General features: G+C 64.9%; 25 protein-coding genes. 11 read left to right on the forward strand and 14 right to left on the reverse strand.

Translation table 11 applies throughout. The features are described from left to right. Nucleotides 1-215 precede the first annotated feature (215 nt). From purH to DT068_RS14625, 3 genes are all read left to right on the forward strand, one after another. Complete coding sequence (gene purH, locus DT068_RS14615) at nt 216-1,802, forward strand: bifunctional phosphoribosylaminoimidazolecarboxamide formyltransferase/IMP cyclohydrolase (RefSeq protein ID WP_119390571.1); 1,587 nt, start codon at nt 216-218, stop codon at nt 1,800-1,802. A gap of 95 nt (nt 1,803-1,897) precedes the next feature. Further along, nucleotides 1,898-3,271 carry an ActS/PrrB/RegB family redox-sensitive histidine kinase gene (locus DT068_RS14620; protein WP_368904731.1) on the forward strand — a complete coding sequence of 458 codons (1,374 nt, stop codon included), beginning with the start codon at nt 1,898-1,900 and terminating at the stop codon, nt 3,269-3,271. 199 nt (nt 3,272-3,470) lie between these two features. Then, complete coding sequence (locus DT068_RS14625) at nt 3,471-4,016, forward strand: ActR/PrrA/RegA family redox response regulator transcription factor (RefSeq protein ID WP_119390573.1); 546 nt, start codon at nt 3,471-3,473, stop codon at nt 4,014-4,016. Nucleotides 4,017-4,161: 145 nt separating this feature from the next. Here the strand turns inward: DT068_RS14625 and DT068_RS14630 are convergent, their stop codons facing one another. Continuing rightward, nucleotides 4,162-4,617, reverse strand: coding sequence for an MmcB family DNA repair protein (locus tag DT068_RS14630; RefSeq protein ID WP_119390574.1), 456 nt, complete (start codon nt 4,615-4,617; stop codon nt 4,162-4,164). Nucleotides 4,618-4,745: 128 nt separating this feature from the next. On the opposite strand from DT068_RS14630, the gene DT068_RS14635 reads away from it, so the two are divergent. Continuing rightward, nucleotides 4,746-5,303 (forward strand): TRAP transporter small permease subunit, encoded by a 558-nt coding sequence (locus tag DT068_RS14635; RefSeq protein ID WP_119390575.1) that lies wholly within the window; start codon nt 4,746-4,748, stop codon nt 5,301-5,303. A gap of 33 nt (nt 5,304-5,336) precedes the next feature. Next, nucleotides 5,337-7,256, forward strand: coding sequence for a TRAP transporter large permease (locus DT068_RS14640; RefSeq protein WP_438816436.1), 1,920 nt, complete (start codon nt 5,337-5,339; stop codon nt 7,254-7,256). Between the two features lie 23 nt (nt 7,257-7,279). On the opposite strand, the gene DT068_RS14645 is transcribed toward DT068_RS14640, so the two are convergent. The 3 genes from DT068_RS14645 to DT068_RS14655 all read right to left on the reverse strand — a co-directional run bounded on the left by DT068_RS14645 (nt 7,280) and on the right by DT068_RS14655 (nt 11,087). After that, nucleotides 7,280-8,377 (reverse strand): TRAP transporter substrate-binding protein, encoded by a 1,098-nt coding sequence (locus DT068_RS14645; protein ID WP_119390659.1) that lies wholly within the window; start codon nt 8,375-8,377, stop codon nt 7,280-7,282. Between the two features lie 247 nt (nt 8,378-8,624). Further along, a complete protein-coding gene (locus tag DT068_RS14650; RefSeq protein WP_119390577.1) occupies nt 8,625-9,722 on the reverse strand; it encodes a TRAP transporter substrate-binding protein in 1,098 nt (365 codons plus the stop codon). A gap of 267 nt (nt 9,723-9,989) precedes the next feature. After that, nucleotides 9,990-11,087 (reverse strand): TRAP transporter substrate-binding protein, encoded by a 1,098-nt coding sequence (locus DT068_RS14655; RefSeq protein ID WP_119390578.1) that lies wholly within the window; start codon nt 11,085-11,087, stop codon nt 9,990-9,992. Between the two features lie 266 nt (nt 11,088-11,353). Between DT068_RS14655 and DT068_RS14660 the strand changes: the two genes are divergently transcribed. Beyond that, nucleotides 11,354-11,548, forward strand: a complete 195-nt coding sequence (locus DT068_RS14660) for a hypothetical protein (protein WP_119390579.1) — start codon at nt 11,354-11,356, stop codon at nt 11,546-11,548. A 33-nt stretch (nt 11,549-11,581) separates the two neighbouring features. On the opposite strand, the gene DT068_RS14665 is transcribed toward DT068_RS14660, so the two are convergent. Further along, a complete protein-coding gene (locus DT068_RS14665; RefSeq protein WP_119390580.1) occupies nt 11,582-12,073 on the reverse strand; it encodes an anthrone oxygenase family protein in 492 nt (163 codons plus the stop codon). A gap of 155 nt (nt 12,074-12,228) precedes the next feature. Between DT068_RS14665 and DT068_RS14670 the strand changes: the two genes are divergently transcribed. Together DT068_RS14670 and DT068_RS14675 are read left to right on the forward strand one after the other, a co-directional pair. Next, complete coding sequence (locus tag DT068_RS14670; RefSeq protein ID WP_119390581.1) at nt 12,229-13,236, forward strand: succinylglutamate desuccinylase/aspartoacylase family protein; 1,008 nt, start codon at nt 12,229-12,231, stop codon at nt 13,234-13,236. 11 nt (nt 13,237-13,247) lie between these two features. Continuing rightward, nucleotides 13,248-14,180, forward strand: coding sequence for an ATP-grasp domain-containing protein (locus tag DT068_RS14675; RefSeq protein WP_119390582.1), 933 nt, complete (start codon nt 13,248-13,250; stop codon nt 14,178-14,180). 6 nt (nt 14,181-14,186) lie between these two features. On the opposite strand, the gene DT068_RS14680 is transcribed toward DT068_RS14675, so the two are convergent. Continuing rightward, the gene (locus tag DT068_RS14680; protein WP_119390583.1) at nt 14,187-14,753 is read right to left on the reverse strand and encodes a TetR/AcrR family transcriptional regulator; all 567 of its coding nucleotides are present in this window, start codon (nt 14,751-14,753) and stop codon (nt 14,187-14,189) included. A 66-nt stretch (nt 14,754-14,819) separates the two neighbouring features. Here DT068_RS14680 and DT068_RS14685 point away from each other — a divergent pair, with 66 nt between their 5' ends. Next, complete coding sequence (locus DT068_RS14685; protein ID WP_162914201.1) at nt 14,820-15,467, forward strand: glutathione S-transferase family protein; 648 nt, start codon at nt 14,820-14,822, stop codon at nt 15,465-15,467. A gap of 150 nt (nt 15,468-15,617) precedes the next feature. Next, nucleotides 15,618-16,508: a hypothetical protein gene (locus DT068_RS14690; protein WP_162914202.1), complete on the forward strand. Its 891-nt coding sequence runs from the start codon at nt 15,618-15,620 to the stop codon at nt 16,506-16,508. Between the two features lie 35 nt (nt 16,509-16,543). Here DT068_RS14690 and DT068_RS14695 read toward each other — a convergent pair whose 3' ends face one another. After that, nucleotides 16,544-17,038 (reverse strand): cyclic nucleotide-binding domain-containing protein, encoded by a 495-nt coding sequence (locus tag DT068_RS14695; protein WP_119390586.1) that lies wholly within the window; start codon nt 17,036-17,038, stop codon nt 16,544-16,546. Nucleotides 17,039-17,195: 157 nt separating this feature from the next. Between DT068_RS14695 and DT068_RS14700 the strand changes: the two genes are divergently transcribed. Then, nucleotides 17,196-17,549: a hypothetical protein gene (locus tag DT068_RS14700; RefSeq protein WP_119390587.1), complete on the forward strand. Its 354-nt coding sequence runs from the start codon at nt 17,196-17,198 to the stop codon at nt 17,547-17,549. A 186-nt stretch (nt 17,550-17,735) separates the two neighbouring features. Here DT068_RS14700 and DT068_RS14705 read toward each other — a convergent pair whose 3' ends face one another. The 7 genes from DT068_RS14705 to DT068_RS14735 all read right to left on the reverse strand — a co-directional run bounded on the left by DT068_RS14705 (nt 17,736) and on the right by DT068_RS14735 (nt 25,224). Continuing rightward, nucleotides 17,736-18,506: a phosphodiesterase gene (locus DT068_RS14705; RefSeq protein WP_119390588.1), complete on the reverse strand. Its 771-nt coding sequence runs from the start codon at nt 18,504-18,506 to the stop codon at nt 17,736-17,738. Further along, entirely contained in the window at nt 18,503-19,552 is a 1,050-nt protein-coding gene (locus DT068_RS14710; protein ID WP_368904732.1) for a LacI family DNA-binding transcriptional regulator, read from the reverse strand. Before DT068_RS14710 ends, DT068_RS14705 begins: the two co-directional genes overlap by 4 nt. A 1-nt stretch (nt 19,553) precedes the next feature. Further along, nucleotides 19,554-20,369 (reverse strand): ABC transporter permease, encoded by an 816-nt coding sequence (locus DT068_RS14715; protein ID WP_119390590.1) that lies wholly within the window; start codon nt 20,367-20,369, stop codon nt 19,554-19,556. Further along, nucleotides 20,366-21,190 (reverse strand): ABC transporter permease, encoded by an 825-nt coding sequence (locus tag DT068_RS14720; protein ID WP_119390591.1) that lies wholly within the window; start codon nt 21,188-21,190, stop codon nt 20,366-20,368. The genes DT068_RS14715 and DT068_RS14720 overlap by 4 nt, the downstream gene beginning before the upstream one ends. Before the next feature lie 209 nt (nt 21,191-21,399). After that, on the reverse strand, nt 21,400-22,539 hold the full coding sequence (locus DT068_RS14725) for an ABC transporter substrate-binding protein (protein ID WP_119390592.1): 1,140 nt from the start codon (nt 22,537-22,539) through the stop codon (nt 21,400-21,402). Between the two features lies 1 nt (nt 22,540). Then, the gene (locus DT068_RS14730) at nt 22,541-23,722 is read right to left on the reverse strand and encodes an ABC transporter ATP-binding protein (RefSeq protein ID WP_119390660.1); all 1,182 of its coding nucleotides are present in this window, start codon (nt 23,720-23,722) and stop codon (nt 22,541-22,543) included. 311 nt (nt 23,723-24,033) lie between these two features. Beyond that, entirely contained in the window at nt 24,034-25,224 is a 1,191-nt protein-coding gene (locus DT068_RS14735) for an ATP-binding protein (protein ID WP_119390593.1), read from the reverse strand. Nucleotides 25,225-25,245: the final 21 nt, after the last annotated feature.

The following is a 25,245-nucleotide window of genomic DNA, read 5'->3' on the forward strand; positions in this document are numbered from 1 at the left end:
AGTCCTTGAGCGCCTGTGCTAGATCACGGCGACACTGCTGACTTGCCTGTTGAAATACCCTCATGCTGAGGTGGCCGCGCAGCGGCCCTCGAAGCATCCCTCAGGATAAAGCGAGCTTGCTTCGACACACCCTTCGAGGCTCGCTTCGCTCGCACCTCAGGGTGAGGGGTTGGCGGGTCATCCCGATCACGTCGTCTAGCCATGGGTTCCCTCTGATGTCGCCACCTGTCCGCCGCGCTCTCCTTTCCGTCTCCGACAAAACGGGCCTTCTCGATTTCGCCCGCGCTCTCGCCGCCCGCGGCATCGAACTCGTCTCGACCGGCGGCACCGCCGGGACGCTGAAGGCGGAAGGCCTCGCGGTCACCGATGTCGCTGCCGTCACCGGTTTTCCTGAGATCATGGATGGAAGGGTCAAGACCTTGCATCCCAAGATCCATGGCGGGCTCCTCGCCGACCGCGGCAATGCCGAGCATGTGAAGGCGCTCTCCGCCCAGGCCATCGCGCCCTTCGAGCTTCTCGTCGTCAATCTCTATCCCTTCGAGCAGGTGACCGCGAAGGCCGGCACCCAGTGGGACGAGGCGATCGAGAATATCGACATTGGCGGACCGGCCATGATCAGGGCCGCCGCCAAGAATCACGGAAGCCTCGCCGTCATCGTCGATCCGTCCGACTATGATGAGGTGCTGAAGGAACTCGACGCGCATCAAGGGGCAGTGAGCGAGAAGGCGCGCCGTCGCTTCGCCGCGAAAGCCTTCGCCCGCACCGCGTCCTATGACGCCGCCATCGCGCAGTGGTTCGCCCGCGAATTGAAGGACGATGCTCCCGACTACGCGGCTCTCGGCGGCAGGCTCATCCAGAAACTGCGCTATGGCGAGAACCCGCACCAGTCGGCCGCCTTTTACAAGAGCCCGGAAAATCGCGAAGGGGTGGCGACCGCGCGGCAGCTTCAGGGCAAGGAGCTCTCCTACAACAACATCAACGACACCGACGCCGCCTTCGAATGCGTGGCGGAATTCGGCGCTGCCGATGCCGCGGCCTGCGTGATCGTCAAGCATGCCAACCCTTGCGGCGTCGCCCTTGGCGCATCGCTCTGCGATGCCTATCGCAAGGCGCTCGCCTGCGATCCGGTCTCGGCCTTTGGCGGCATCATCGCCTTCAATCGCCCGATCGATGAAGCGACGGCGGAAGAGATCACGAAGATCTTCACCGAGGTGATCATAGCGCCCGGCGCGACGGACGAGGCGCGCGCCATCATCGCGCAGAAGAAGAACTTGCGGCTCCTCGTCACCGAGGGCCTGCCCGATCCGAAGGCGCACGGGACCTTGTTCAAGACCGTGGCCGGCGGCTTCCTGGTGCAGTCGCGCGATGCGGGCCATGTGGCGATGAGCGATCTCAAGGTGGTGACAAAGCGCGCGCCGAGTGTCGGGGAGCTGGCCGATCTGCAGTTCGCCTTCACCGTGGCGAAGCATGTGAAGTCGAATGCCATCGTCTATGCCAAGGGGCGCGCCACGGTCGGCATTGGCGCCGGGCAGATGTCGCGCGTCGATTCGACTCGTATCGCCGCCGCCAAGAGCGCCGAAGCGGCGAAGGCGCTGGGCCTTGGCGAGCCGCTCGCCAGGGGCGCCGTCGTTGCCTCCGATGCCTTCTTCCCCTTTGCCGATGGGCTCATCACCGCGGCGGAAGCGGGCGTCACCGCCGTCATCCAGCCGGGCGGCTCGCTGCGTGATGCCGATGTGATCAAGGCCGCCGACGAATTGGGCCTCGCCATGGTCTTCACCGGCATGCGCCATTTCCGTCATTGAAAGCATCGTCATCCCGGCTCAAGCCGGGGTGACGAAATGAGAGGGCGGTCTGCTCCAGGAATGGCGCATGCTCGCTGGCATGCTAGAACCATTCCATGACGACTGACGTGAACATGGCCTCTGCCGGTGACGCGGGCTTCCCGGGACTGGCTCTGGGCGAGCAGGGTTTGCGCCTCAAGACGCTGGTGCGGCTGCGCTGGCTGGCGGTCGCCGGGCAGACCGCGGCGGTCGTCGGCGTGCATTGGGGTTTGGGCTTCGATCTGCCGGTCGGCTGGTGCCTTGCCGCCATCGCGCTCTCGGCCTGGCTCAACATCTTTCTCACCTTGCGCTGGCGCGGCAATCTCCTCACCGACCGCAATGCGGCGCTGCTCCTGGGCTATGACATCCTGCAGCTGGCGCTGCTCCTCTATCTCACCGGCGGCCTGCAGAATCCCTTCGCCTTCCTCTTCCTGGTGCCGGTCACCGTGTCGGCGACGTCGCTGCCCATCAAATGGACCTTGTTCCTGAGTGCGCTTGCTTTCATTTGCGCGAGCTTCCTCGCCTATGATCATTTTCCGCTGCCCTGGTTCGCCGCCGCGCCGCTCGAATTGCCGGCCATCTATATTCTCGGCATGTGGACGGCGCTGGTGTCGGGCGTCGTCTTCTCGGCCATCTATGCGCGCCGCATCGCCGAGGAGGCGCGCCAGATGTCGGCCGCCCTGTCTGCCACCGAACTGGTGCTGGCGCGCGAGCAGCGCCTGTCGGCGCTCGATGGCCTGGCCGCCGCCGCCGCGCATGAGCTCGGCACGCCCTTGGCCACCATCGCCCTCGTCGCCAAGGAGCTGAAGCGCGAATTGCCGGCGGGCGGCCATACCGGCGAGGACATCGATCTCCTGATCAGCCAGGCGGCGCGCTGCCGCGAGATCCTTTCCCGCCTCGCCAACCGCGACACGCCGGCCGATGCCATGCTGGCGCAGGCCAAATTGCCGGTGATGCTGGAGGACATCGTGGCGCCCTTGCGCGGCTCGGACGTCACCATCGCGGTCGATGCCCGCGCCGCCGATGACGGCAAGCCCAAGACCCTCGGCGAGCCCGTCTTCGAGCGCAATCCGGCCATCACCTATGGCCTCGGCAACCTGATCGAGAATGCCGCCGATTTCGCCGCCACCCGCGTCGATGTCGAGGCGCGCTGGTCGGCCTCCGACATCACCATCGCGGTGCGCGACGATGGTCCCGGTTTCTCGCAGGACATCATCGACCGGCTGGGTGATCCTTTCGTCACGTCGCGCAAGGGCTACGGTCCGGGCGATCCGGCCAGCGCGGCGGGAAGCCATGAGGGCATGGGGCTTGGCTTCTTCATTGCCAAGACGCTGCTTGAGCGCTCGGGCGCCCAGGTGGCGCTGGCCAACCGGGCCTATCCCGATCATGGCGCGACGGTGCGCATCTCCTGGCCGCGGACCCGGGTGGATATGGCCCTGCGTAAACCGTAGAAGCGCTTCCCGTCAAAGGCCTGCCCCGGACTTGATCCGGGTTGCTCGGCTTTGGCGACCAGGAAGCACGCGAGATAGATAAAATCGAGCCCTCTCCGCTCTGCGGGGGTCCATGCGAAGGGGGAAGGGGCTCGATTGAGGTATGATTTGAGGTGGGGGAACATTGTCCCTATAAGGGGCCGAAAGGACGAAAATCTTGATGACTGAACCGACCCTGCCGCAAGACATGACCCTGCTCCTGGTGGATGACGACAAGCCGTTCCTGACCCGGCTGGCGCGCGCCATGGAGACGCGCGGTTTCGTCGTGCGCATGGCCGAGACGGTGGCCGAGGGGGTCGAGCAGGTGAAGAAGGAGCCGCCCGGCTATGCGGTGGTCGATCTCAGGCTCGGCGACGGCAACGGCCTCGATGTCATCGAGGCGCTGCACCGCTCGAGGCCCGACGCCAGGGCCGTGGTGCTGACGGGCTATGGCAATATCGCCACCGCGGTGACGGCGGTGAAGCTCGGCGCCATCGATTACCTGGCGAAGCCCGCCGATGCCGATGCGGTCTATAGCGCGCTGACGGGCTCCGGCGCCGCGCGCGCGGCGCTGCCGGAAAATCCCATGTCCGCCGACCGGGTGCGCTGGGAGCATATCCAGCGCGTCTATGAATTGTGCAACCGCAATGTCTCCGAGACGGCGCGCCGCCTCAACATGCACAGGCGTACCTTGCAGCGCATCCTCGCCAAGCGCGCCCCTAAGTGACCGCTTGCGGTCATCGCGAAGAAAGAACGTCATCCCGGCGAAAGCCGGGACCCGCTGAATAAGAGCAACCGGGCGGTGGTGCCTGCTGTGACAGATTTAGTGGATCCCGGCTTTCGCCGGGATGACGAACAAGGGCATCGCAGCCCTACATCGTCTCCGGGTCGTAGAGCCCATGCAGCCTGAGCGCCGCGGCGCGCGCGAAGCTGAGCGTCATCGCCTTGCGCCGCGCGGCATGCAGGAGATGCTCGGCCGGGTCGCGCTGGATTTCCGCCCCCCAGGCATCGGCGATGATGAGGCCGGCCTCCGCCGGCATGATCTCAGGGCTTAGCTCGGTGGTGATGGCGAAATAGAGCCGGTCGCAGAAATCGCGATATTCCGGCCATTTGAGATCGGCGCGGAAATCCTCGAGCGAGGACTTGATCTCCACGATCCAGATCTGTCCTGCGGGCGACAGTCCCATGACATCGACGCGCCGCCCTGACGCAAGGGTGAATTCGGTCAGGGTGGCGAAGCCGGCGGCGCGCAGATGCCGGCAGACCCCTTTCTGAATGGCGGCGGCGGTGACGGACTGGCGCCCGTCGGGTTTAACCAAAGGTATCATGCGGTGACTATAATTGAGGCTTGTTGGCGGCCAAGCTTTCCCTCTAATGTTTCACCCCAAGCGATGACCCGGTCAACCGGGCTTATGCGGGCGTATGCGCGCTGCTGACAAAAAGGGGAAGCTACCATATGGGCGGATTGCTCGCATTGAGCCGCATGATCGACGCGGTCACGGCCTTCATTGGCCGCTACGTCATCTGGCTTATTCTCGCCGCCATCCTGGTCTCTGCCGTCAACGCCGTCATCCGCAAGGCCTTCGACATGAGCTCGAATGCCTGGCTCGAATTGCAGTGGTATCTGTTCGGCGCCGTCTTCATGGTCGCCTCCGCATACACGCTGCAGAGGAACGAGCATATCCGCATCGACATCATTTCCGGCCGCCTGTCGCAGAACGCCCGCAACTGGATCGATATTGCCGGCCACGCTCTGATGCTGATCCCCTTCACCGCGCTCATGATCTATGAGTGCATGCCTTTCGTCCTGAGCGCGCTGCGCTCGGGCGAGATGTCGGGCTCGGCCGGCGGCCTCATCATCTGGCCGGCCCGCGCCTTCATCCTGGCCGGTTTCTTCCTGCTCTTCCTGCAGGGCGTTTCCGAGCTCATCAAGCGCATCGCTGTGATGAAGGGCCTCATTCCCGATCCGCACCCGCATCACGGCCATCACGCGCCGCTCGAGCCGCATCCGTAGCGCGGGAGGCACGAACCCTTGACCGCCTTCCTCATGCACAACATGGCGCCGATCATGTTCGCGGCGCTCGTCATCTTCCTGCTGCTCGGTTATCCGGTCGCCTTCTCGCTGGCCTTTGTCGGCCTGGGCTTCGGCGCCCTCGGCATCTGGCTCGGCATGTTCTCGCCGAGCTTCCTGCAGGCCTTGCCCGATCGCGTCTTCGGCATCATGGCGAACGAGACTCTGCTCGCCATTCCCTTCTTCACCTTCATGGGCCTCATCCTCGAGCGATCCGGCATGGCCGAGGAGCTGCTCGATACCGCGGGCAAGCTCTTCGGCCCGGTCCGCGGCGGTGTCGCCTATGCGGTCGTTTTCGTCGGCGCGCTGCTCGCCGCCACCACCGGCGTCGTCGCCGCTTCGGTGATCGCCATGGGCCTCATCTCGCTGCCCATCATGCTGCGCTACGGCTATGACCGGCGCATGGCCTCGGGCGTGATCGCCGCTTCCGGAACCCTCGCCCAGATCATCCCGCCGAGCCTCGTCCTCATCATCCTCGCCGACCAGCTCGGCCGCTCGGTCGGCGACATGTACAAGGGCGCCATCATTCCGGGCATCGTGCTGACGACCCTCTACATGAGCTATGTCTTCATCATGACCATGGTCTTTCCGAAGGCGGCGCCGGCCTTGCCGGCCGAAGCACGCTCCTTCGGGCCTGGTGCCGAATACCGCCCGGTGATCACCGCGGTCGCCTTCCCGCTCGTCCTTATCCTCTGGGGCATGATCGTGCTCTTCGCGCCCAAGCTCGGCATCGACATCTTCAATGCCTTCGTGCCGGGTGTCGGCGAATGGGTCGAGGGGCTTGTCGTCAGCGAGGGACCGCGCATGCTGGCGATGCTCGGTTTCCTTGCCGTGATCTATCTGCTCTATGTCGCCTGCCTGCGTCATGCGCCGAAGGCCTTTGCCATGGCGCTCGGCGCCCTGTTTCTTCTCCTCGCTCTGGGCGTGCTGTGGCAGGCGGCGCTCGCCTTCCATGCCAGCTGGCTGGCATTGCCGGCCGCGTCCGGGCGCGGCTTCGCCGTCCTTGCCGATCTCATTGCCTGGGTTGCCGGCCGGTGGGTCTATTTCGCCGCCCTTCTCGGTCTCCTGGGCGGCGGAGTCTCGCTGTTGAATGCGCCCTCGCAGCCGGTCTCGGCCGCTGTGTGGAAGATCGTCGCCGATCTCCTGCCGCCGCTCATTCTCATCTTCCTCGTGCTCGGCACCATCTTCCAGGGCATCGCCACGCCGACCGAGGGCGGCGCCATGGGGGCGGTCGGCGCGCTGCTTCTGGCGCTGGCCCGCCGCCGGCTCAATTTCGGCATGATGCGTCAGGCGCTGGAGCAGACCACCAATCTCTCCGCCTTCGTCGTCTTCATCCTGATCGGCGCGCGCGTCTTCTCGCTCACCTTCTATGGCGTCGACGGCCACAAATGGGTGGAGGAGCTTCTTGTCAGCCTGCCCGGCGGCCAGCTGGGCTTCCTGATCTTCGTCAATCTTCTCGTCTTCGTGCTCGCCTTTTTCCTCGATTTCTTCGAGCTCGCCTTCATCATCGTGCCGTTGCTTTCGGGCCCCGCCGAGGCGCTGGGCGTCGATCTCATCTGGTTCGGCGTGCTGCTCGCCATCAATATGCAGACGAGCTTCATGCATCCGCCCTTCGGCTTCGCCTTGTTCTATCTGCGCTCGGTGGCGCCGCGCCAGCCCTACAAGGATCGCGTGACGGGAGAGAAGCTGGCGCCTGTCACCACCGGCCAGATCTATTGGGGCGCGGTGCCTTTCGTGTTCATCCAGCTCATCATGGTGGCCCTCGCCATCGCTTTCCCGGCGATGATCATGCACTACAAGGGCTCAGGTCCCGAGGTCGATCCCTCGACGATCGAGATCACGGTGCCGACCGACGAGAACAACGGCGACCTCACCGGCCCGCCTTCGTTCGAGTGACGGCTTCCCGTCCCTTGAGAGACTCACAGCATCTTCTTGCGCTGCTGGCTCATCATGAAATTGTCGAAGCTCGCTTCCGCCACCTGCTGCCATAGATAGGCGTCGTTGCGGTAGGCCATCATCGAATCGTGGATCTTCTTGAAAGTCGCGTTGCTGCGCGCGATCTCGGCATAGGTCTCTTTCGCCGCGGTGAAGCAGGCTTCCATGATCTCCTGCGAGAAGGGCCTGAGCCTGGCGCCGTCGGCGACCAGCTTCTTCAGCGCCGTCGGATTCACATGATCATATTTCGCCTGCATGTCGGCATTGGCCTTGGCTGCCGCCGCGGCCAGGATCGCCCGGTAGCTTTCCGGCAGGCTCTCCCATTTGCGGGAGTTGATGAAGAAATGCAGCATGGGCCCGCCTTCCCACCAGCCCGGATAGTAGTAGTAGGGCGCCACCTTGTGGAAGCCGAGCTTGAGATCGTCATAAGGGACGGCCCATTCTGCCGCATCGATCGTGCCTTTCTCGAGCGCCGGATAGACGTCGCCGCCGGCGATCTGCTGCGGCACGACGCCGAGCTTGGCGATCACCTTGCCGCCGAAGCCGCCGATGCGCATCTTGAGCCCCTTGAGATCGGCGATGGTCCTGATCTCCTTCCTGAACCAGCCGCCCATCTGGGCACCCGTATTGCCGGCCGGCAGCGCATGGATGTTGTAGCGGGCATAGAACTCGTTCATGAGCGCGATGCCGCCGCCGAAATACATCCAGGCATTCATCTGGCGCGCATTGAGGCCGAAGGGCACGGCGGTGCCGAAGGCGAAAGTCGGGTCCTTGCCCCAGTAGTAGTAGGACGCGGTCTGGCACATCTCGACGGTGCCGTCGGTCACCTTGTCGGCGGCCGCGAGGCCGGCAACGATCTCGCCCGCCGGGAAGCATCTGATCTGGAACTTGTTGTCCGTCGCCTGGGCGACGGTCTTCGCGAAGATTTCGGCGATGCCGAAGATGGTGTCGAGGCTTTTGGGAAAGCTCGAGGTGAGCCGCCATCTGATCTCCGGCATTGATTGCGCGACGGCGGGGCAGGCGAGCGCCGTCGTTGCGGCAGCCGCCATACCGGCGGAAGCGATGAGTCTGCGGCGATCCATTGCGGTGATCCTCTCCTGGGCGCGCTTCATTGCCGCCATCCTATAGAGCATGATCCGGAAAAGTTCATGGCCGGGCCTGACTCGGCCATCATACCGGTTTTCCGGAAGAATCATGCGCAAACAAAAAGCTAGAGCGTGATGGCGATTCGACGAAAAGCCATCATGCTCTAGCAGCGGTGTTCGATGACAAAAGACCCCGGGAGATGGGCTCCCGGGGTCTTTCAGGCATGAGATGCTTGCAAGGCGCTCAGAGCTGCTTCTTGCGCTGCTGGCCCATCATGAAGTTGTCGAAGGTCGCTTCCGACACCTGCTGCCACAGGAAGGCGTCGGCACGATAGGCCATCATCGCGTCATACACCTTCTTGAAGGCGGCATTGCTGGCGGTGATCTCGGCATAGGTTTCCTTCGCCGCGTTGAAGCAGGCTTCCATCACGGCTTGCGGATAGGGGCTGAGCTTGGCCCCGTCGGCGACGAGCTTCTTGAGCGCCGTCGGGTTGAGATGGTCGTATTTCGCCTGCATGTCGACATTGGCGAAGGCCGCCGCCGACGTGATGATCGCCTGGTAGCTCTTGGGCAGCGCTTCCCACTTTTCCTTGTTGATGAAGAAGTGCAGCATGGCGCCACCTTCCCACCAGCCCGGATAGTAATAGAACGGCGCCACCTTGTTGAAGCCGAGCTTCTGGTCGTCATAGGGGCCGACCCATTCGGCCGCATCGATCGTGCCCTTCTCCAGCGAAGGATAGATCTCGCCGCCGGCGATCTGCTGCGGCACCACGCCGAGCCTGGAGATCACCTTGCCGCCGAAGCCGCCGATGCGCATCTTGACCCCTTGCAGGTCTTCCGGCGTCTTGATCTCCTTCCTGAACCAGCCGCCCATCTGGGCACCCGTATTGCCGCCGGGCAGCGCATAGATGTTATAGCCGCCATAGAACTCGTTCAGGAGATCGATGCCGCCGCCGTGATACATCCAGGCATTCTGCTGGCGCGAATTGATGCCGAACGGCACCGCGGTGCCGAAGGCGAAGGTCGGATCCTTGCCCCAGTAGTAATAGGACGCGGTATGGCACATCTCGACCGTGCCGTCGGTCACCTTGTCGGCGGCCTGCAGGCCGGGCACGATCTCGCCCGCCGGAAAGGCCTGGATCTGGAACTTCCCGTCGGTCGCGTCCGCCACGTTCTTGGCGAAGACTTCCGCCGCGCCGAAGATCGTGTCGAGGCTTTTCGGGAAGCTCGAGGTGAGCCGCCATTTGATCTCGGGCGCTGACTGCGCGATGGCGGGGGCGGCAAGAGCTGTCGTTGCGGCAACCGCAGTTCCGGCAGACGCGATGAATTTCCGGCGATGCATTCCGTTGATCCTCCCTTGGGCGGGGTCGTGAGCCCGCGATGATGTTTCCGCGCGGAGGGCCCGTTCTGCGCGGGTCTCTCCGTTACCTCTTTTATAGAGGCGGCAATCCTACATTCAAGCGTTCTTGGGGGCCTTCGTCCCTGGTCGGCTGCCTGTTCCATCCCGAGGCAGTTTTCCAGCCTGCATGAAAAATATGCAGACAGGGGTCCCCTCCCCTTGCGGGTAGGGGGTTGGCGGTGGGGCCTGTTGCAGATCAGAACAGGCTGATCACAGCTGCTTCTTGCGCTGCTGGCTCATCATGAAGGTGTCGAAGGTGTTTTCCGACACCTGCTGCCACAGATAGGCGTCGTTGCGCTGCGCCGCCATCGCCTCATAAAGCTTCTGGAAGGCGGGGTTCTTGGCCGAGATCTCGGCATAGGTCTCTTTCGCCGCGTTGAAGCAGGCCTCCATCACCTCTTGCGGATAGGGCCTGAGCTTGGCGCCGTCGGCGACCAGCTTCTTGATCGCCTGCGGATTGAGCTGGTCGTATTTGGCCTGCGCATCGACATTGGCGGCCATGGCGGCTGCGGTGATGACGGCCTGGTAGCTCTTCGGCAATTCGCTCCATTTCGCCGTGTTGATGAAGAAATGCAGCGCCGCTCCGCCTTCCCACCAGCCCGGATAGTAGTAGAACGGCGCCACCTTGTTGAAGCCGAGCTTCTGGTCGTCATAGGGACCGACCCATTCGGCCGCATCGATGGTGCCCTTTTCGAGCGAAGGATAGATCTCGCCGCCGGCGATCTGCTGCGGCACGACGCCCATCTTCTGCATGACCGCGCCGGCGAAGCCGGCGATGCGCATCTTGACGCCCTTGAGATCGTCCGGCGTCCTGATCTCCTTCCTGAACCAGCCGCCCATCTGGGCGCCGGTATTGCCGCCCGGCAGGCCGATGAAATTATAGGGCGCGTAGAATTCATTGAGCAGCTCATTGCCGCCGCCATGATAGAACCAGGCATTCTGCTGGCGCGAATTGAGCCCGAAGGGCACCGCGGTGCCGAAGGCGAAGGCCGGGTCCTTGCCCCAGTAATAATAGGAGCAGGTGTGGCACATTTCGAGCGTGCCGTCGCTCACCTTGTCGGCGGCCTGCAGGCCCGGCACGATCTCGCCCGCCGGAAAGCACTGGATCTGGAATCGCCCGTCGGTCGCCTCGCTCACGAATTTGGCGAAGACTTCGGCCGCGCCATAGATCGTGTCGAGGCTCTTGGGAAAGCTCGAGGTGAGGCGCCATTTGAGCTCGGGCGCGGTCTGCGCGATCGCCGGCGCGGCGAGTGTTGTTGCCGCAGCGGCAAGTGTTCCGGTTCGGGTAATGAAGCGACGGCGATCCATGGGAAACGTCTCCAAGTTGCAGGGATGTCCCTTATAGAGGCCGGCTCGGCGCCTTGGCCATAAGCCGAAAGACGGAAAAAGCCCGGCGCAATAGGCTGTTAGGAGGCGCGGAACCTTTCTTCGGGGAAGGCGTTATCGCGGTGTGCTTCGCTGGCCATCCGGGCCGGCTGAAGCCCGGCCCGCCTCGGAAACTCCGTGGTTTTCCCGGGCGGGCCGGCACTCGGAAATCTGTTTCATCGCCAAGCTATCGCGAGCGGGAGGAGTCCATGACTCTGTCGGCGCACAAGGCATTGTTCTCACTGATCGTCCTCGCCGCCCTTCTGGGCTTCGGCTGGGTGCTGATCATCTATGTTCTGTCCTTCCATGCCGCCCAATGGATGATCGACCGCCTTGAGGGCGGTTATGCCCCGCGCCGTCCGGCGGTGCGCCGCATCGCCCGCAATCGCTATCTGCGCGCCTGATCCGCAGCCAGTGCCGCTGTTGCGGAATTAAAACTATGAGGGGCGGTTCTGCGCGATCAGCCCGGTGACCAGCAGCACCATCGCGACGAGCGGCAGTGCCGTGCGCACATGGTTCCACAAGGTCCAGTCGATGAGATAGCGCGCCCACAGGGCAGCGCCTTCGCTGCTGGCGGGGGCCGCGGCGGCAAGCGCATTGTTGAGCGGCACGTTGAAGACCATCGTCACCACGAAGGAGCCCGCTATGTAGGTCAGCGCCGCCGCGATGACGAGAAGGCTGCCGGGCTCGTTCCAGCGCAGGAGCGCCAGGATGGCGATGATCCCGCACAGGACCGGCGTTCCCATGAACACCGCCATGAACCAGGGATTGATCACCGTGACATTGATCGAGTTCATCGCCGCGATGCCCTGCTCGGCCGGCAAACGGGCAAGGGCTGCCATCACGAAGGTCGAGAAGGCATAGAAGATGCCGGCGGTGAGGCCGGCACCCGCCGCCGCGGCGATTTCCAGGATCATCAGGATGCTCATGCGCGTCTCCTCCTGCCAGCCTTATAGCGGCCGGCATTTGACATATGAACTGACTTTTACGGCGGAGACCGGGGCCGGACGGACATATTGAAGCTGCGATATGTTCCGATAAAGTCCGGCTTCCGGAGAACCTCCTCGCCCGCCACGAGACACCCATGTCCACCGCCCGCACAAATATCGACTTCGACCGTTCCGGCAAGCAGACCGGTTTCATCGACATCGCCCATTCCCCGCATGAGGATGCCTGGGGCGCCACCCGCATCCCGATCGCCGTCATCAGGAACGGTTCCGGCCCCACCGCCATCCTGCAGGGCGGCAATCACGGCGATGAATATGAAGGGCCGATCACCTTGGGCGAGCTCATCCGCGATCTTGATCCGGGCCGCGTTGAGGGCCGCATCATCTTCCTGCCCGCCATCAACACGCCGGCGGTGCTGGCGGGCCGGCGCACCTCGCCCGTCGACGGGCTCAATCTCAACCGCACTTTTCCGGGCAACAGCCGCGGCACGATCACCCAGCAGATCTCGGCCTATGTGAGCGAGGTCATCTTCCCTTTGGGCGATGCCTATCTCGATCTCCATTCCGGCGGCTCGTCCCTGATGATCCTGCCCAGCGCCATCATCGATCCCGCCCCCACGCCCGAGCATCACCGGCGCAATGTCGCCGCCGCTTTCGCCTTCGATGCGCCCTTGACCGTCGTCATCGACAATCTGGGCGAGCCCAGGACCTCGACCGCGGCCGCCGTCCGGGCCGGCCTCACCACTGTCGGCACCGAGATGGCGGGCGCCGGCACGGTGACGATCGAGGCGCTCGATATCTGCCGGAAGGGCGTGCGCAATGTGCTGGGCCATCTTGGTATCCTGCCCGAAGCCGCGAAGCCGCCCGAAAGCAAGGAGCGCAAGCTGCTGCGCATCCCCGGCAGCGAGGGCTTCGTGCTCGCCACCGTCAATGGCGTCTTCGAGCCTTTCCATGCGCTCGGCGCCGAAGTCCATGCCGGCGAGGCGGCGGGGCGCATCCACAATCTCGCCGATCCCGCGCGTGCGCCGGAGACGCTTCATTACGCGGCCGACGGCATCGTCTATGGCAGGCGCCAGCCCGGCCGCGTCGTCGCCGGCAATTGCTGCGTGACGGTGGCCGGCAAATATGAGGGAGAGCTCGGCTGAAGCTGCCGCGCATGGTGAAGTTCAACCTCATCATCTTCCACACCCCCAAGCGCCAGCATCTGTCGGACTTCACCGCCATCCGCGAGCGTCTGGGCGTCATGGCGGCGGACATTGAAGTCCACATCGTTTCGCCGGAAATTCCCATGCCTCCCGATTTCTGGCGCAAGGCGGCGGAGCGCCCGACGGTGCTGTTCTCGCCCATGCCGAGGAACATCGACCCGCGCATCAGGGGGTTGCGGCTGGTGGCGCGGCGCTACAGCAAGTTCGAAGAGGTGCGCATGCTGGCGCAAGCGGGGCTGCCGGTGCCCTATACGCGGAAAATCCTTCCGGATACGGTGCTGGATGAGCGGCAATGGGGACCGTTCACCGTCGTCAAGCCGAACATGGGTTACCGCGGCCGCGGCCTGCGGCTGATGCGCACCCGCGATGTGCGCTGGATCGACACCAAATTGCTGCCGGCCGACGATCCGCGCCACGCCATGAATCTGATCGCCCAGCAGTTCATCGACACGGGTCCCTATGCCGCCTGCTATCGCGTGATGACCGTGCTCGGCCGGCCCATTTATGCGATGCGGTCGACGGCGGTGGCGCCGCTGCCGACCCTTGCCACCCTTGCCGACGCGCCGGTCGCGATCGAGATCGCGGCCAATGGCGTCGAGCGCCGGATGGAGCTCATCGATGATGCCGGGATCATCGCGCTGGCGAAGAAGGTCCATGCCAGACTCACCCACACGCCGGTGATGGGCATCGACATCATCCGCGAACAGGCGAGCGGACGGCTGGTCGTCCTGGAAATGAATTCCGGCGGCTGGACATGGCACTTGTCGTCCGATCATGGCCGCCGGCATCAGGCGGATCACGGCCTGGACTATTACGGCCAGTTCGGCGCGCTGGACGTGATTGCCGATGCGCTGGCCAGGGTCACGCGGGGCAGAGCCGTGTGATGATGGTCAGGCCCTGAGCAGCGTCATTGCCGCTTTCTCCGCCGCCGCCAGCGGATCGTCCACGCCTTTGATATAGGCCTCCGTCACCGCGCCATCGAGGAGGAGGGTGATCTGGTCGGCGAGGAGGTCGCGGTTTCGCCGCTTGCCGGCCAGGGCGCCCAGGATGCGCCGGCGCAGCGCCTTCTTGTAGGCCTGCACCACGCCATGGATCGGCCCATGCGGATCCGCCTCCTGCAGGCTCGCATGGATGAAGCGGCAGCCGCGGAAGCCGGGCTTGTGCGCATTGCGGCCGAAATGGCGGAACAGCCGCGCGATGCGTGCCTGTTCGCTCGGCTCCTCGGCGAGCAGCGCATCGATGCGGATAAGCGCCTCATCGGCCATTTCCCGGTAGACTTCGATGGTGAGCGCCTCCTTCGACGGAAAGTTGTTGTAGAGCGTCATGCGCGCCACGCCCGCTTGCGCCGTCACCTCGTTGATGCCGACATGGGCGGTGCCGCGCTCGCCGAACAGCCTTCGCGCCGTGTCGATCAGCTTGCGCCGTCCGTCGGTTTCCTCTGATTTGACCCTTGCCATTCGTCAGCTGGACTCCGGCTTCGATTATAGGTAGACTGATCTACCTAATCAATGAGGAGAGGAAAGATGTCCACCGTCAGATTGTGGTATTCGCCGGGCGCCTGCTCGCTGGCGCCGCATATCCTGCTGAACGAGACCGGCGCCGCATTCGAAGCCATCAGGGTGCCGATCCGCGAAGGCGCGCATCTGACCGAGAGCTTCATCCGCCTCAATCCCAAGAAGCGCCTGCCGGTGCTGGCGCTCGATGACGAGGTGATCACCGAATTGCCGGCCATCGCCACCGCCATATCGCATCTGTCGCCCGAGCGCCGGCTGATGGGTGCAACGCCGCTCGAGGCGGCGCGCGTCTACGAATGGATGAACTGGCTGTCGGGCACGGTTCATGCCCAGGGCTTCGGCGCCATCTGGCGGCCGCAGCGTTTCTGCGACGATGCAGCCCTCCATCCCGCCATCACCGCCAAGGGCAACCAGACGGTCGGCGAATGCTACGCCATGATGGAAGGCAAGCTGAAGGGCGCGAGCTTCGCGGTCGGCAGCGCCTTCACCGGCGTCGATGCCTTTCTCGTCGTGCTCTATCGCTGGGGCCATCGCATCGGCCTCGCCATGGACACGGCCTATCCGAATTTCGCTTCCCTCATCAAGGGCCATGCCGCGCGTCCGTCGGTGCAGCGCACCCTGGCCGTGGAGGATATCGCCCTGGACGGAACCAGGTGAGTCCGGGCGCCGCCCGGACTGATGATCCAGAATGGCACTGCTGTTGCAGGAAAGTCATACCGGCCGGCATTTTTCAGGCAACCAGCCCCATCCCGCTTGACGCAGCGAAAGGCCAATTCCATTCTGACCGGGCAAGTGGGGAATCGGGTCATGAAAATCGCAAGTGCCTTGGTCCTGTCGGCAGCGGCCGGCTTTTTCGGCTCCGCCGTCGCCTCGGCGGCGGATATGGAGCCGCCGGTCGAGCCGGGGCTGGTTCCCGCCGGCCTGATCGATGGCTATGTCGGCTACAGGAGCACCACCTCCACCGACTACGTTCACACCGATGGGCTGACCTATGGCGGCGCGGCGCGTTTCTCCCTGCCGCTGTTCGACATATTCTCGATCCAGGGTGACGCCCAGGGCGAGTGGTATGACGATATCGACGATTCCTGGGAGCCGACGGAAGCCTGGGCCCTGGGCGGTCACATCAGTGTCCGCGATCCCGAGCTTGGCCTCATTGGCGCCTTTGCCGCTTATTCGAATGGCGACGGTGTCGATGAGCACAACGGTCCGCCCACCCATTCGCTCGTGGTTGGCGGCGAGTTCCAGTACTATCTCGACGATCTGACGCTTTATGTCCAGGCCGGCTATGCCGACATCATCTATGACAGTGGTGAGCCGGAAGGCTTTGTCGACGGCTGGTTCGTGCGCGGCGTCGGGCGCTATTTCCTGGGCGACGACACGCGTCTTCAGGCCGAGATCAGCTATGGCGAGACGAGCCAGTTTGTCGATGCCGAAGACGATGGTGAGATCACCAACTGGGAAGTGGAGCTGCGGACCGGCTTCGGCTTCGACATGCCGCTTTATGGGTTCATCGGCTATCGGGGCGGCTATTATGATGCCACGACCGAGGAGGACGACGGCGAGGAGCATGTGGGCTTCGTCGGTCTGAGCTTCCTGTTCGGGGCCGACAGCCTCCGGCACAATGACCGCTACGGCGCCACCCTGGATCTGCCGATGCTGCCCGCGCGCGCCGCGCCCTGGGCGGAAGGCCTGGATTGAGCCGGCAGCGCGTCAAGGCGTGAGGGAAAGAGACCTCAGAACATCGGCATGTAGAAAGGCAGGTGCGTCGGATTGGGGCCCACCAGCAGGTCGCCGAGCTTGTCGAGCGCCCGGGTGAGCGCGCCGGGCTGCTTGTCGGCTTCCGCTTCCCGCCTGATCTCGATGATGGCGTCATTGGCGGCCTCGAGGCGCCGGGCCAGGATGGCGGCGACATAGGCGAGCGCCGTCACATTGTCGGTGAGGAGCGACGAGGCCTCGGCGACATGGAATTCCGAGCGCTCCAGCGCCCGCACATCGGCGCTGTGCGGCCGGTCCAGGATGACGGAGAGCTCGCCGAACACGGCGCCCGGCTCCGACACTTTGGCGATGCCCAGTCCGTCGCGCGTCACCTCGACCGTGCCATTCCGCAGGATGAACAGCTGCCCGGTCGTGGAGCCGGCGTCCAGCACGCTCTCCCCCGGCTCGTAGACCGCGATCGGAAGATCGGCGAGGCTTTTGGTGAAGGTGGCAGGATCCGTGATGAGCGCCATGGTCGTCGTCCTCCTTTGGGCAGCTGAGCCCCCAGATCAGACTATTCCTATCGGATTGTCAAAACCGGCCCTAATTGCCCCGAAATGCCCTTTGCCGTTGGGTCAGAAACGGGCTTGACTGTCCGGGCGATCGTCAATGCCCAACACAGGACCTGTCATGACCAAGCGATTTCTGACCCTGATGGCGGCCCTCGCCATTTTCTGCGCCGTCCCGCTCGTTGCCGCAGACGCGGCCTCCCGTCCGTTGCAGAAGCTGCCTTCCTCCGGCACCGTGCTCAAGAAGAAGAGCGGCTACTACATCCAGTGCTATTATTCGGGGCTGGGTGAGATCTGCGAATATGTCTATGCCCGAGTGCGCACCTCCAAGGGCGCCTCGGCGAAACTTCACCGCGTCAAGGTCGCCAACGGCCCGCTCAAGAAGAAGCTCGGCTACTACACCCAATGCTATTATTCGGCCCTCGGCGAGGTGTGCGAGACCGTCTATATGAGGCCGCGGCGCAAGGCGCCCTGAGGTCCCGCTTCGACCCGTGGAAACAGGCCGGCGCGACCGTCAGGCCGGGAACCCGCGTCAGCCTGGCGAGGACAGGATGCCATGCGGCATCGAGCGCCGGCCCGCCTAACGGCTGTTGCGCGGTCGACACGCTGTCCGCCGGAAAGATCGTCACCGCATGCCGGACCGGATGCGCGTGTGGGGACTTCATCCCGCAAGCTCGTGGAAATGCACGATCGCGCCCGCCGCGTCGATGAAGATGATCGCATAGCCCGGCCGTTCCGGGCCGAGCTGCCAGCCCGTGCCGAATTGCAGCGCCGTCTGGTGGCTGGTGCTGCGCGTGATGCTCACCGGGACGCCGTGCCAGCTGCCGGCGATGAAGCGGTGCACATGGCCGGCGAAGATATGGCGCACCTGGCCATGCGCCAGGACGAGGTCGCGCAGCGCCTCCGCCCCGGCGAGCGGCAGCGCGTCGAATTCCGCCATATGCAGCATGAAAGGCGGATGATGCATGAAGATGTAGGCCGGTTGGCTCCTGGCCCTTTCAAGCTCGCGCGCGATGAAGCCGAGACGCGCCGCATCGAGCCGGCCGCCGATCTGTCCCTCGTCCAGCGTGTCGATGAGCAGGAGGACACCCTGTGGCGTCGCCATGGCGCTCTGCACGAAGCCGTCGGTCATGACCGCGCCCTGCGGGAACATCTCCGCCATGAGCCGGCGGTCGTCGTGATTGCCGGGTATGAGGCGGAAGGGCGGCACGAGGTCGCCCAGCGCTTCCGCGAGTGCTTCATAGGCCGGGCGCTCGCCGTCATTGGCGAGATCGCCGCTGATGATGACGAGCGCCGCATCGCCGTGATGCGCATTGATGTCGGCGATGGCGGCCTTCAGCTTGCTCACGGGATCGCCGCCCTGGACGAGGCCCGGCGGCGGCGCCAGATGCGCATCGCTGAGCTGGATGATCTTGAGTGCATTCGCGGTCATGGGTCTTTCGTCTGGGCTATGGTGAAGCTGTCGCGCAGGATGAGCGGCGCGGTGAGCTTGACGGCGAAGGGTGCCCGCTCCGGCTCGGCCTGCCGCTGGTCGAGCAGCGCCACCACCTTGCGGGCGATGGCGGCGGGGTCCTGCCGGAAGGTGGTGAGGCGGTAATTGAGCCATTGCGCCTCGGGCACGTCGTCGAAGCCGATCACCTTGAGATCGCGCGGGACCGTGAGCCCGGCTACGAGGCGCGCATGGTCCATCACGCCGAAAGCGATCGGGTCATTGACGCAGAATATCCCCTCGGGCGCCCTGCCGCCGCCGATCAGCGCCCGCGCCGCCGCAAGCCCACCCTCGTAATCGGAATCCGCCCCTTGCGCGGTTCTGACCTCGGCCCCGAGCTTCAGCGCTTCGGCGCGAAACGCCTGTTCGCGCTCGACAATGGCGGGCGTGCCGGAGCGCGAGCCCGCCAGGCCGAGCCGCGTCAGCCCGCTTTCGACGAAGAGCCGTGCCGCCTGGCGCGCCGCCCTGGTGCCGTCGCTCCGGATCTGGTCGGCGCCCGGCTCAGAGCGGCCGAGCACGATCACCGGCTGGCCGTTGCGCCGCGCCAGGTCGACGAATTCGGAAGAGGGCGAGCCGGTGAGGATGACGCTCGCCTCGGCGCGATAGCCGAGCAGGGTCTGCTGGGCGGCGGCGAGCTCCGCCGCACTTTCCCCGACATTGATCAGCACCGGCACATTGCCGCGCCGGATCAGCGCCTTGCTGAGCTCGGCGGTGAGCTGGGCGCGGAAGCCGATCTCGGGCCGTGTCGCGATGAGGCCGACGAGGCGGCTCTGCCGCGCCAGCAGGCCCCGCGCCAGGTCGTTGACGTGATAGCCGAGCTCGGCCGCCGCCCGGATGACCTTCTCGCGCGTGTCCTCGGCCACGCTGGCGCCCGGCGTGAAGCTGCGCGACACCGCCGAGCGCGATACGCCCGCCTTGCGCGCCACTTGCAGCGCGCTGACGAAGCCCCGGCGCTTGCCGCTCCTTCCCTTCTTTCCCCTGTCGCTCACATCAATGCCCCACCTTGGCCAGCACGTCGGCCTTGAGGAAGCGTTCCACCACCAGCATGAAGCCGATGGAGGGGATGAGCAGCAGAAGGGCGGTGATCGAGGCGATCTGGTAATTGCCGCCGGCGCCGGCCGAATAGAGCAGCAGCGGCAGCATGTTCACATCGGGGGCGCCGACGAAATAGCTGCCGGTGAATTCATCGAGCGATTCGAGGAAGACGAAGATGGCGCTCGCCATCAGCCCCGGCATCGCCAGCGGCAGCGTGACATCGCGAAAGGCGCGCAAGGCGCCTGCGCCCATCGAGCGCGCCGCCTCTTCGAGCTCGGGCTCGATGGCGGCGAAGGCGGCGGTGGCGATCCACACCGCATAGACGAGCCCATGCGTCACATGCACCAGCACCACGCCGGGAATCGTGCCGTTGAGCCTTACCTCATAGAAGAGCCGCGCCACATTCACATAGACCGAGAGATTGGGAAAGGCCTGCGGGATCAGGAAGGCGAGCAGGATGAGGGCGCGGAACGGAAGCTTCAGCCTCGCCAGCGCATAGCCTGCGGGGATCGCGAGCGCCAGCGCCACCGCCACGGTGAGCAGCGCCACGATGATGCTGTTGGAGAGCGACGACAGTGCGCCGCCGCGCGGCGAGAACACCCTCTCCCAGAAGCTGAAGCCATATTGCGAGGGCAGCGCATGCGGGAAATACCAGCGCTCGGCCACCGTCCACAGCAGGAGATTGGTGAGCGGCCCGAAGATGACGAAGGCGAGAAGGCCGAGCAGCAGGGCGCGCGGCAGCCAGGCGAGGCCGGTCCTGATCGCGCTCATGACCGCTCCTTCACCGAGAGCTTGAGATAGAGCCAGGCGACGGTCGAAGTGATGATCAGCGAGATGAAGCCCAGCGCATTGGCGACGCCGTAATCGCCATAGGCATTGATGCGGAAGGCGATGTCGGCGGTGATCATGGTGGGCGATTGCGCATTGATCATCAGCGGCACCGACAGCACCGACATCATGGTGACGAAGGAGAGGATGAGGCCGACGGTCAGCGTGACGAGGACCTGCGGCACCACGATCTCGATGAGGATGCGCGGGCGTGAGGCGCCCAGATTGCGTGCCGCCTCGATCGTGCCGCGGTCGATCGAGGCCATGGCGCCGGCGACCAGCAGCGCCACGAAGGGCGTCTGCTTCCACACGAAGGCGATGACGATGCCGCGCCAGTCGAGGAAGGACAACGCCTGGTCGGGCGTGATGAGGCCGGAGCCGACCAGCATGTTGTTCATCAGCCCGTTGCGGGCCAGGAAGGTGCGCAGCGTCTGGCCGACGACGATGAAGGGGATGAACAGCGGCCAGCGATAGAGCCAGCGCAGAATGGCGACGGCGCGCGGATTTTCGCCGAGGGTGAGATAGCCGCCGATGGCGATGGCGAAGAAGCCGATGAGCAGGCTCGCCAGCGTGACGATGAGGACGCTGAAGAGGATGTCCTCGCTGTAGAGTTCGCGCGCCTTGACGAAATTGCTCAAGCCGGCGCCCTCTGGCGTCTCGAAGGCGCCGATGACCGAGGCGATGAGCGGCAGGATGAAGAACACGCCGATCATCACCAGCGCCGGCAGGACGAGAAGCAGGCCGAGCATCTTCTTGGAGACCATCGGCACTCTCTAGAACATTCGCCCTCGCCCGTTGCGAAGCAATGGGAGAGGGTGCCCGAAGGGCGGGTGAGGGCTCTTTGTTCGTAACGCGGCGACTCTCGAAAAATCTGCACGCTTCGCGAAAGAGCCCTCATCCGGCCTGTCGGCCACCTTCTCCCATGCTGCGCACGGGAGAAGGGAAAAAGTTGAAGAAAATGTGGCGCGGGAACTCACTGCGCCGCCTGGCGCTCATAGGCTTCGAGGATGGCATTGTTGTAGGGCGAGATCGGGAAGGGCTTGCCGTATTTGGCGAGATCCTCCGGCGGGATGTCGATGAACAGCTTGTTCCAGGTCGCCTCGTCGAGCTTCGGCTTGACGAACTCGGCATCGATGCCGGGATACCAGTTGAAGCGCTTGACGATGCCGTCGGCCTGCACTTCCGGGCTGGTCGCCAGGGCCACGAATTTTTCCGCAAGATCGCGGTTGGCGGCCTTTTCGGGGATCACATAATGCATCGGCTGGCCGGGCATGCCGGGCGCCGGCAGGAACAGTTTGAGTTCGGGCGGCAGCCGCCCGTCTGCCTGCCAGGAATAGAACATGTCGACCCATACCGGCCCCATGGCGATCTCGCCGCGCGACAGCATGTCGAGGGTTCCGGCATTGCCGGGGGTCAGCGTCGCATTGGCGGTGAATTCCTTGAGACTCTGGAAGGCCTTGTCCCATTTCTTCGTCTCGGCCTCATCGAACGGGCCGTTCATCAGCTTCTGGGCGTCGCCCTCGCCGAAGGCATAGATCCAGCCCATGACGAAGCTCACCCCCGAGGCGCCGCCCTTGATGCCGTTATAGCCGAACTGCCTGGGATTTGCCTTCGCCCAGGCCGCGATCTCCTCATAGGTCTTGGGCGGGTTGGGCAGCAGGGCGGGATTATAGGCGATCGCCGTCTGGCTGTTGAACATCGGCATGACATAGCCCTTGACCGGGCTGCCCAGTGCCATGTCGGCATTGCCGCGCGTCACCATTTTGCCGGTCGGGATCTTGTCGCGGTAGGATTCGAGATAGCCTTCCTTGATCATCGGCCCGATGAATTTCTCATGCGCCACGGCGACATCGGTGTCCCAGGCGGCGCTGCCGGCCTTGGCCTGCGCCGCGAAGCGCTCGATGATCTTCTGCGAGCCGGCATCGCCGGGCCCGGTGCCCACCGCGCGCACCGTGTCGCCCGGATTCTGCTTCTCGAACAGGGGCGCCAGGTAGTTGTTGACATAGTCCACCATGTTCTGGTCGCCGGCGGTGACGACGGTGAGCTCGGCGGCGGTGACCGGCGCTGCGGCAAGGCCGAGCGCCAGAAGGGCGGGAAGGACGGCGTGTTTCATCTTAAGCCTCCGGTTGCGATGAGGGTTCAGGCGTGGAGTCTTTCCGGGCAGCGCTCGGGCGTGCGCCGGGAAGCGAGGGGGCGCCGGCGGGCCGGGCCGCGAACAGGAAGAGGGCGGCGGGCGGGATGCGCAATTTGACCGGCTCGCCTTGCGCGAAGGCGCGGGGGGCATCGCAGAGCACGGTCGTGTCGCCCACCTTGATCGAATGCCGCCACAGCCCGCCCGGATAGCTGGTGCTCAGGACCTCGCCCCACAGCTCCAGCGTGCCGGAGGGCGGCGCGCCGGGGGCCGCCTTGGGCAGCAGCTCGCCGGCGCCGGCGCGGAATCGCGCCTCCACCGGCCCGTCCGGCAGGGTGCTGTGTTGCGCATGCACAACACAGGCGGCATTGCGGGCCGATTCATGCAGCATGAAATGCCGGGCGTTCCGCCGGCCGGCGAGGAGAAGCGTGTTCTCCGCCCCCATGAAGGCGGCGACGAAAGCCGAGGCCGGGTGGTTGTAGACCTCTTCCGGCGTGCCGGCCTGGGCGATGCGGCCCTGGTCGAGGATGACGATGCGGTCGGCCATCACCATCGCCTCCTCGCGGTCATGGGTGACATGGACGGCGGTGATGCCGAGGCGCTGCTGCAGCTCGCGGATCTCGTGGCGCACGCTGAGGCGGATGCGCTGGTCGAGATTGGACAGCGGCTCGTCCAGCAGCAGGATCTCGGGGTCGATCGCAAGGGCCCGGCCCAGAGCCACGCGCTGGCGCTGCCCGCCCGACAATTGCGCCGGCTTGCGCCCGGAAAGTCCTTCGAGCCCGAGCAGGCGTTCCATCTCGGCGACGCGCCGGGCGATCTCAGGCTGCGGCCGGCGCTTGAGCTTGAGCCCGTAGCCGATGGTCTGCGCCACCGTCATATGCGGCCACAGCGCATAGGACTGGAAGACCAGCGCCATGCCGCGTTTGTCGGGCGGCAGATGCGTCACGTCGCGCCCGCCGACCGTGATCGTGCCGGCGGACGGCGTGACGAAGCCCGCAATGGCGCGCAGCAGCGTGGTCTTGCCGCAGCCCGACGCGCCCAGCAGCGCCACGAATTCGCTTTTGCCGATGGCGAGATCGATGCCCGACAGCACCGGCGTGGCGCCATAGCGGGCCGCGAGGCCCTTGAGCGCGAGGAAGCCTGATCCGGTCCCGGCCTGCACCATGGGCGCCATCTTTGCACAGCTGTGCATCATCGGTCAAAAACTGCCTTTCGCCTTCCCGCATAGGCGGCTTTCGCGACGGGTTGATGACGATAATTCTCCCGCCCCTTGTTTCTGTCGGAGCCACGCGATTTCATCCTTCCCCCTTGCGGGCAGGGCGATCGCATATGGGGTGGTAGGGCGCCCGACGGTCTTGGGCCGGATAGCCGGATGGGGCTGGCCGCGGGAGCAGTGTCGATGGGTTGCGCACTGCGCAATCTGATGGTCTCAGCTCTGAGGGATCAGCTTTCCCCGCCGCGCCATGCGGCGGGCCTTCAGTGCCTCCAGTCGTCGCCCGGCATGATCCGCCGCATGAACGCATCGAACAGCGGCACGGTAAAGGCGGTGTCGCCATGACTGGGGCTCCAGATCATGCCCTTGGCAATCAGCTGGTTGCGCGTGGGGCCCAGAGACGTGACGCCTCTGTGCAGTTGCTCGGCCACGTCGCCGGAGCGATGGGGGCCCGGACCCAGCTCCGCCATGGCGCGCAGGTATTTTTTCTCGCTCGGCGTCAGGCGGTCGAAGCGGACGCGGAAGAAGCTTTCATCGAGCGCGGCGATGGCGCTCCGCGAAGCGCGGTTCACATCCGGCAGCGTGATGGGCGATCTCTCTGCCGCGTCCCAGGCATGCTTGCCCCATTCCTGAAGGAAATAAGGATAGCCCTGGGTTTCGTCGAAGATGCGCCCGAGGGCGTCGTCGGTGATCTCCACCCCCTGGTCGTGGGCAGGCTTTGCTATGGCGATACGTGCTGCGGGGCGAGGCAGGGGTCCGATCACCGGATAGTCGAACAGGCGCTCCGCATAGGATTTGGCGCGGCCCATGCGCCCCGGCAGTTGCGGCAGGCCGGCGCCGACCAGAACGACCGGCAGGTTGCGCTGCGACATGCGATGGAGGGCGGTGATCAGCGCGGCGAGTTCTTCTTCTGCAACATATTGCAGTTCGTCGGCGAAGATCGCCAGCGCCGTGCCGGCTGCCTGCGCCGCGTTCCCCGTCACTTCGAGAAGGGCTTGCAGGTCATGCTCGAGATCGCCATTGTCGGCAAGGCCGGGCTCGGGATCGAAATCAAGCCCGACCTCGATGTCTTGATACTTCACCTTGAGCGCCTTGGCGAAGCCTGCGAGCCCGCGCAGGGCGCGCTGTGCCAGGTCTCTGGCTTGCGCGTTCAGCGACAGCCGCAGAAGGGCTTGCCTGAGTTGGGGCGCCAGGATAGCCGGGAGCGAGCGGTTTTCGGGGGCCTCCACCCTGATCGTGTGGATGCCGGCGGCTTCCGCATCTTCCCGCATCCGGTCGAGCAGGACCGTCTTGCCGACGCCGCGCAGCCCGACCATCAGGATGCTCTTGGCCGGACGTCCGGCTTTCACGCGCGCCAGGGCGATGCGCACGGTTTCCCGCAATTCATCCCGTCCCGCCAGTTCGGGCGGGGGCGTCCCGGCACCAGGGGCGTAAGGGTTGCTGACCGGATCCATAGGGCATTTATAGCGAATTTA

The organism is Taklimakanibacter lacteus (genome assembly GCA_003576695.1).
Classification (GTDB): domain Bacteria; phylum Pseudomonadota; class Alphaproteobacteria; order Rhizobiales; family Aestuariivirgaceae; genus Taklimakanibacter; species Taklimakanibacter lacteus.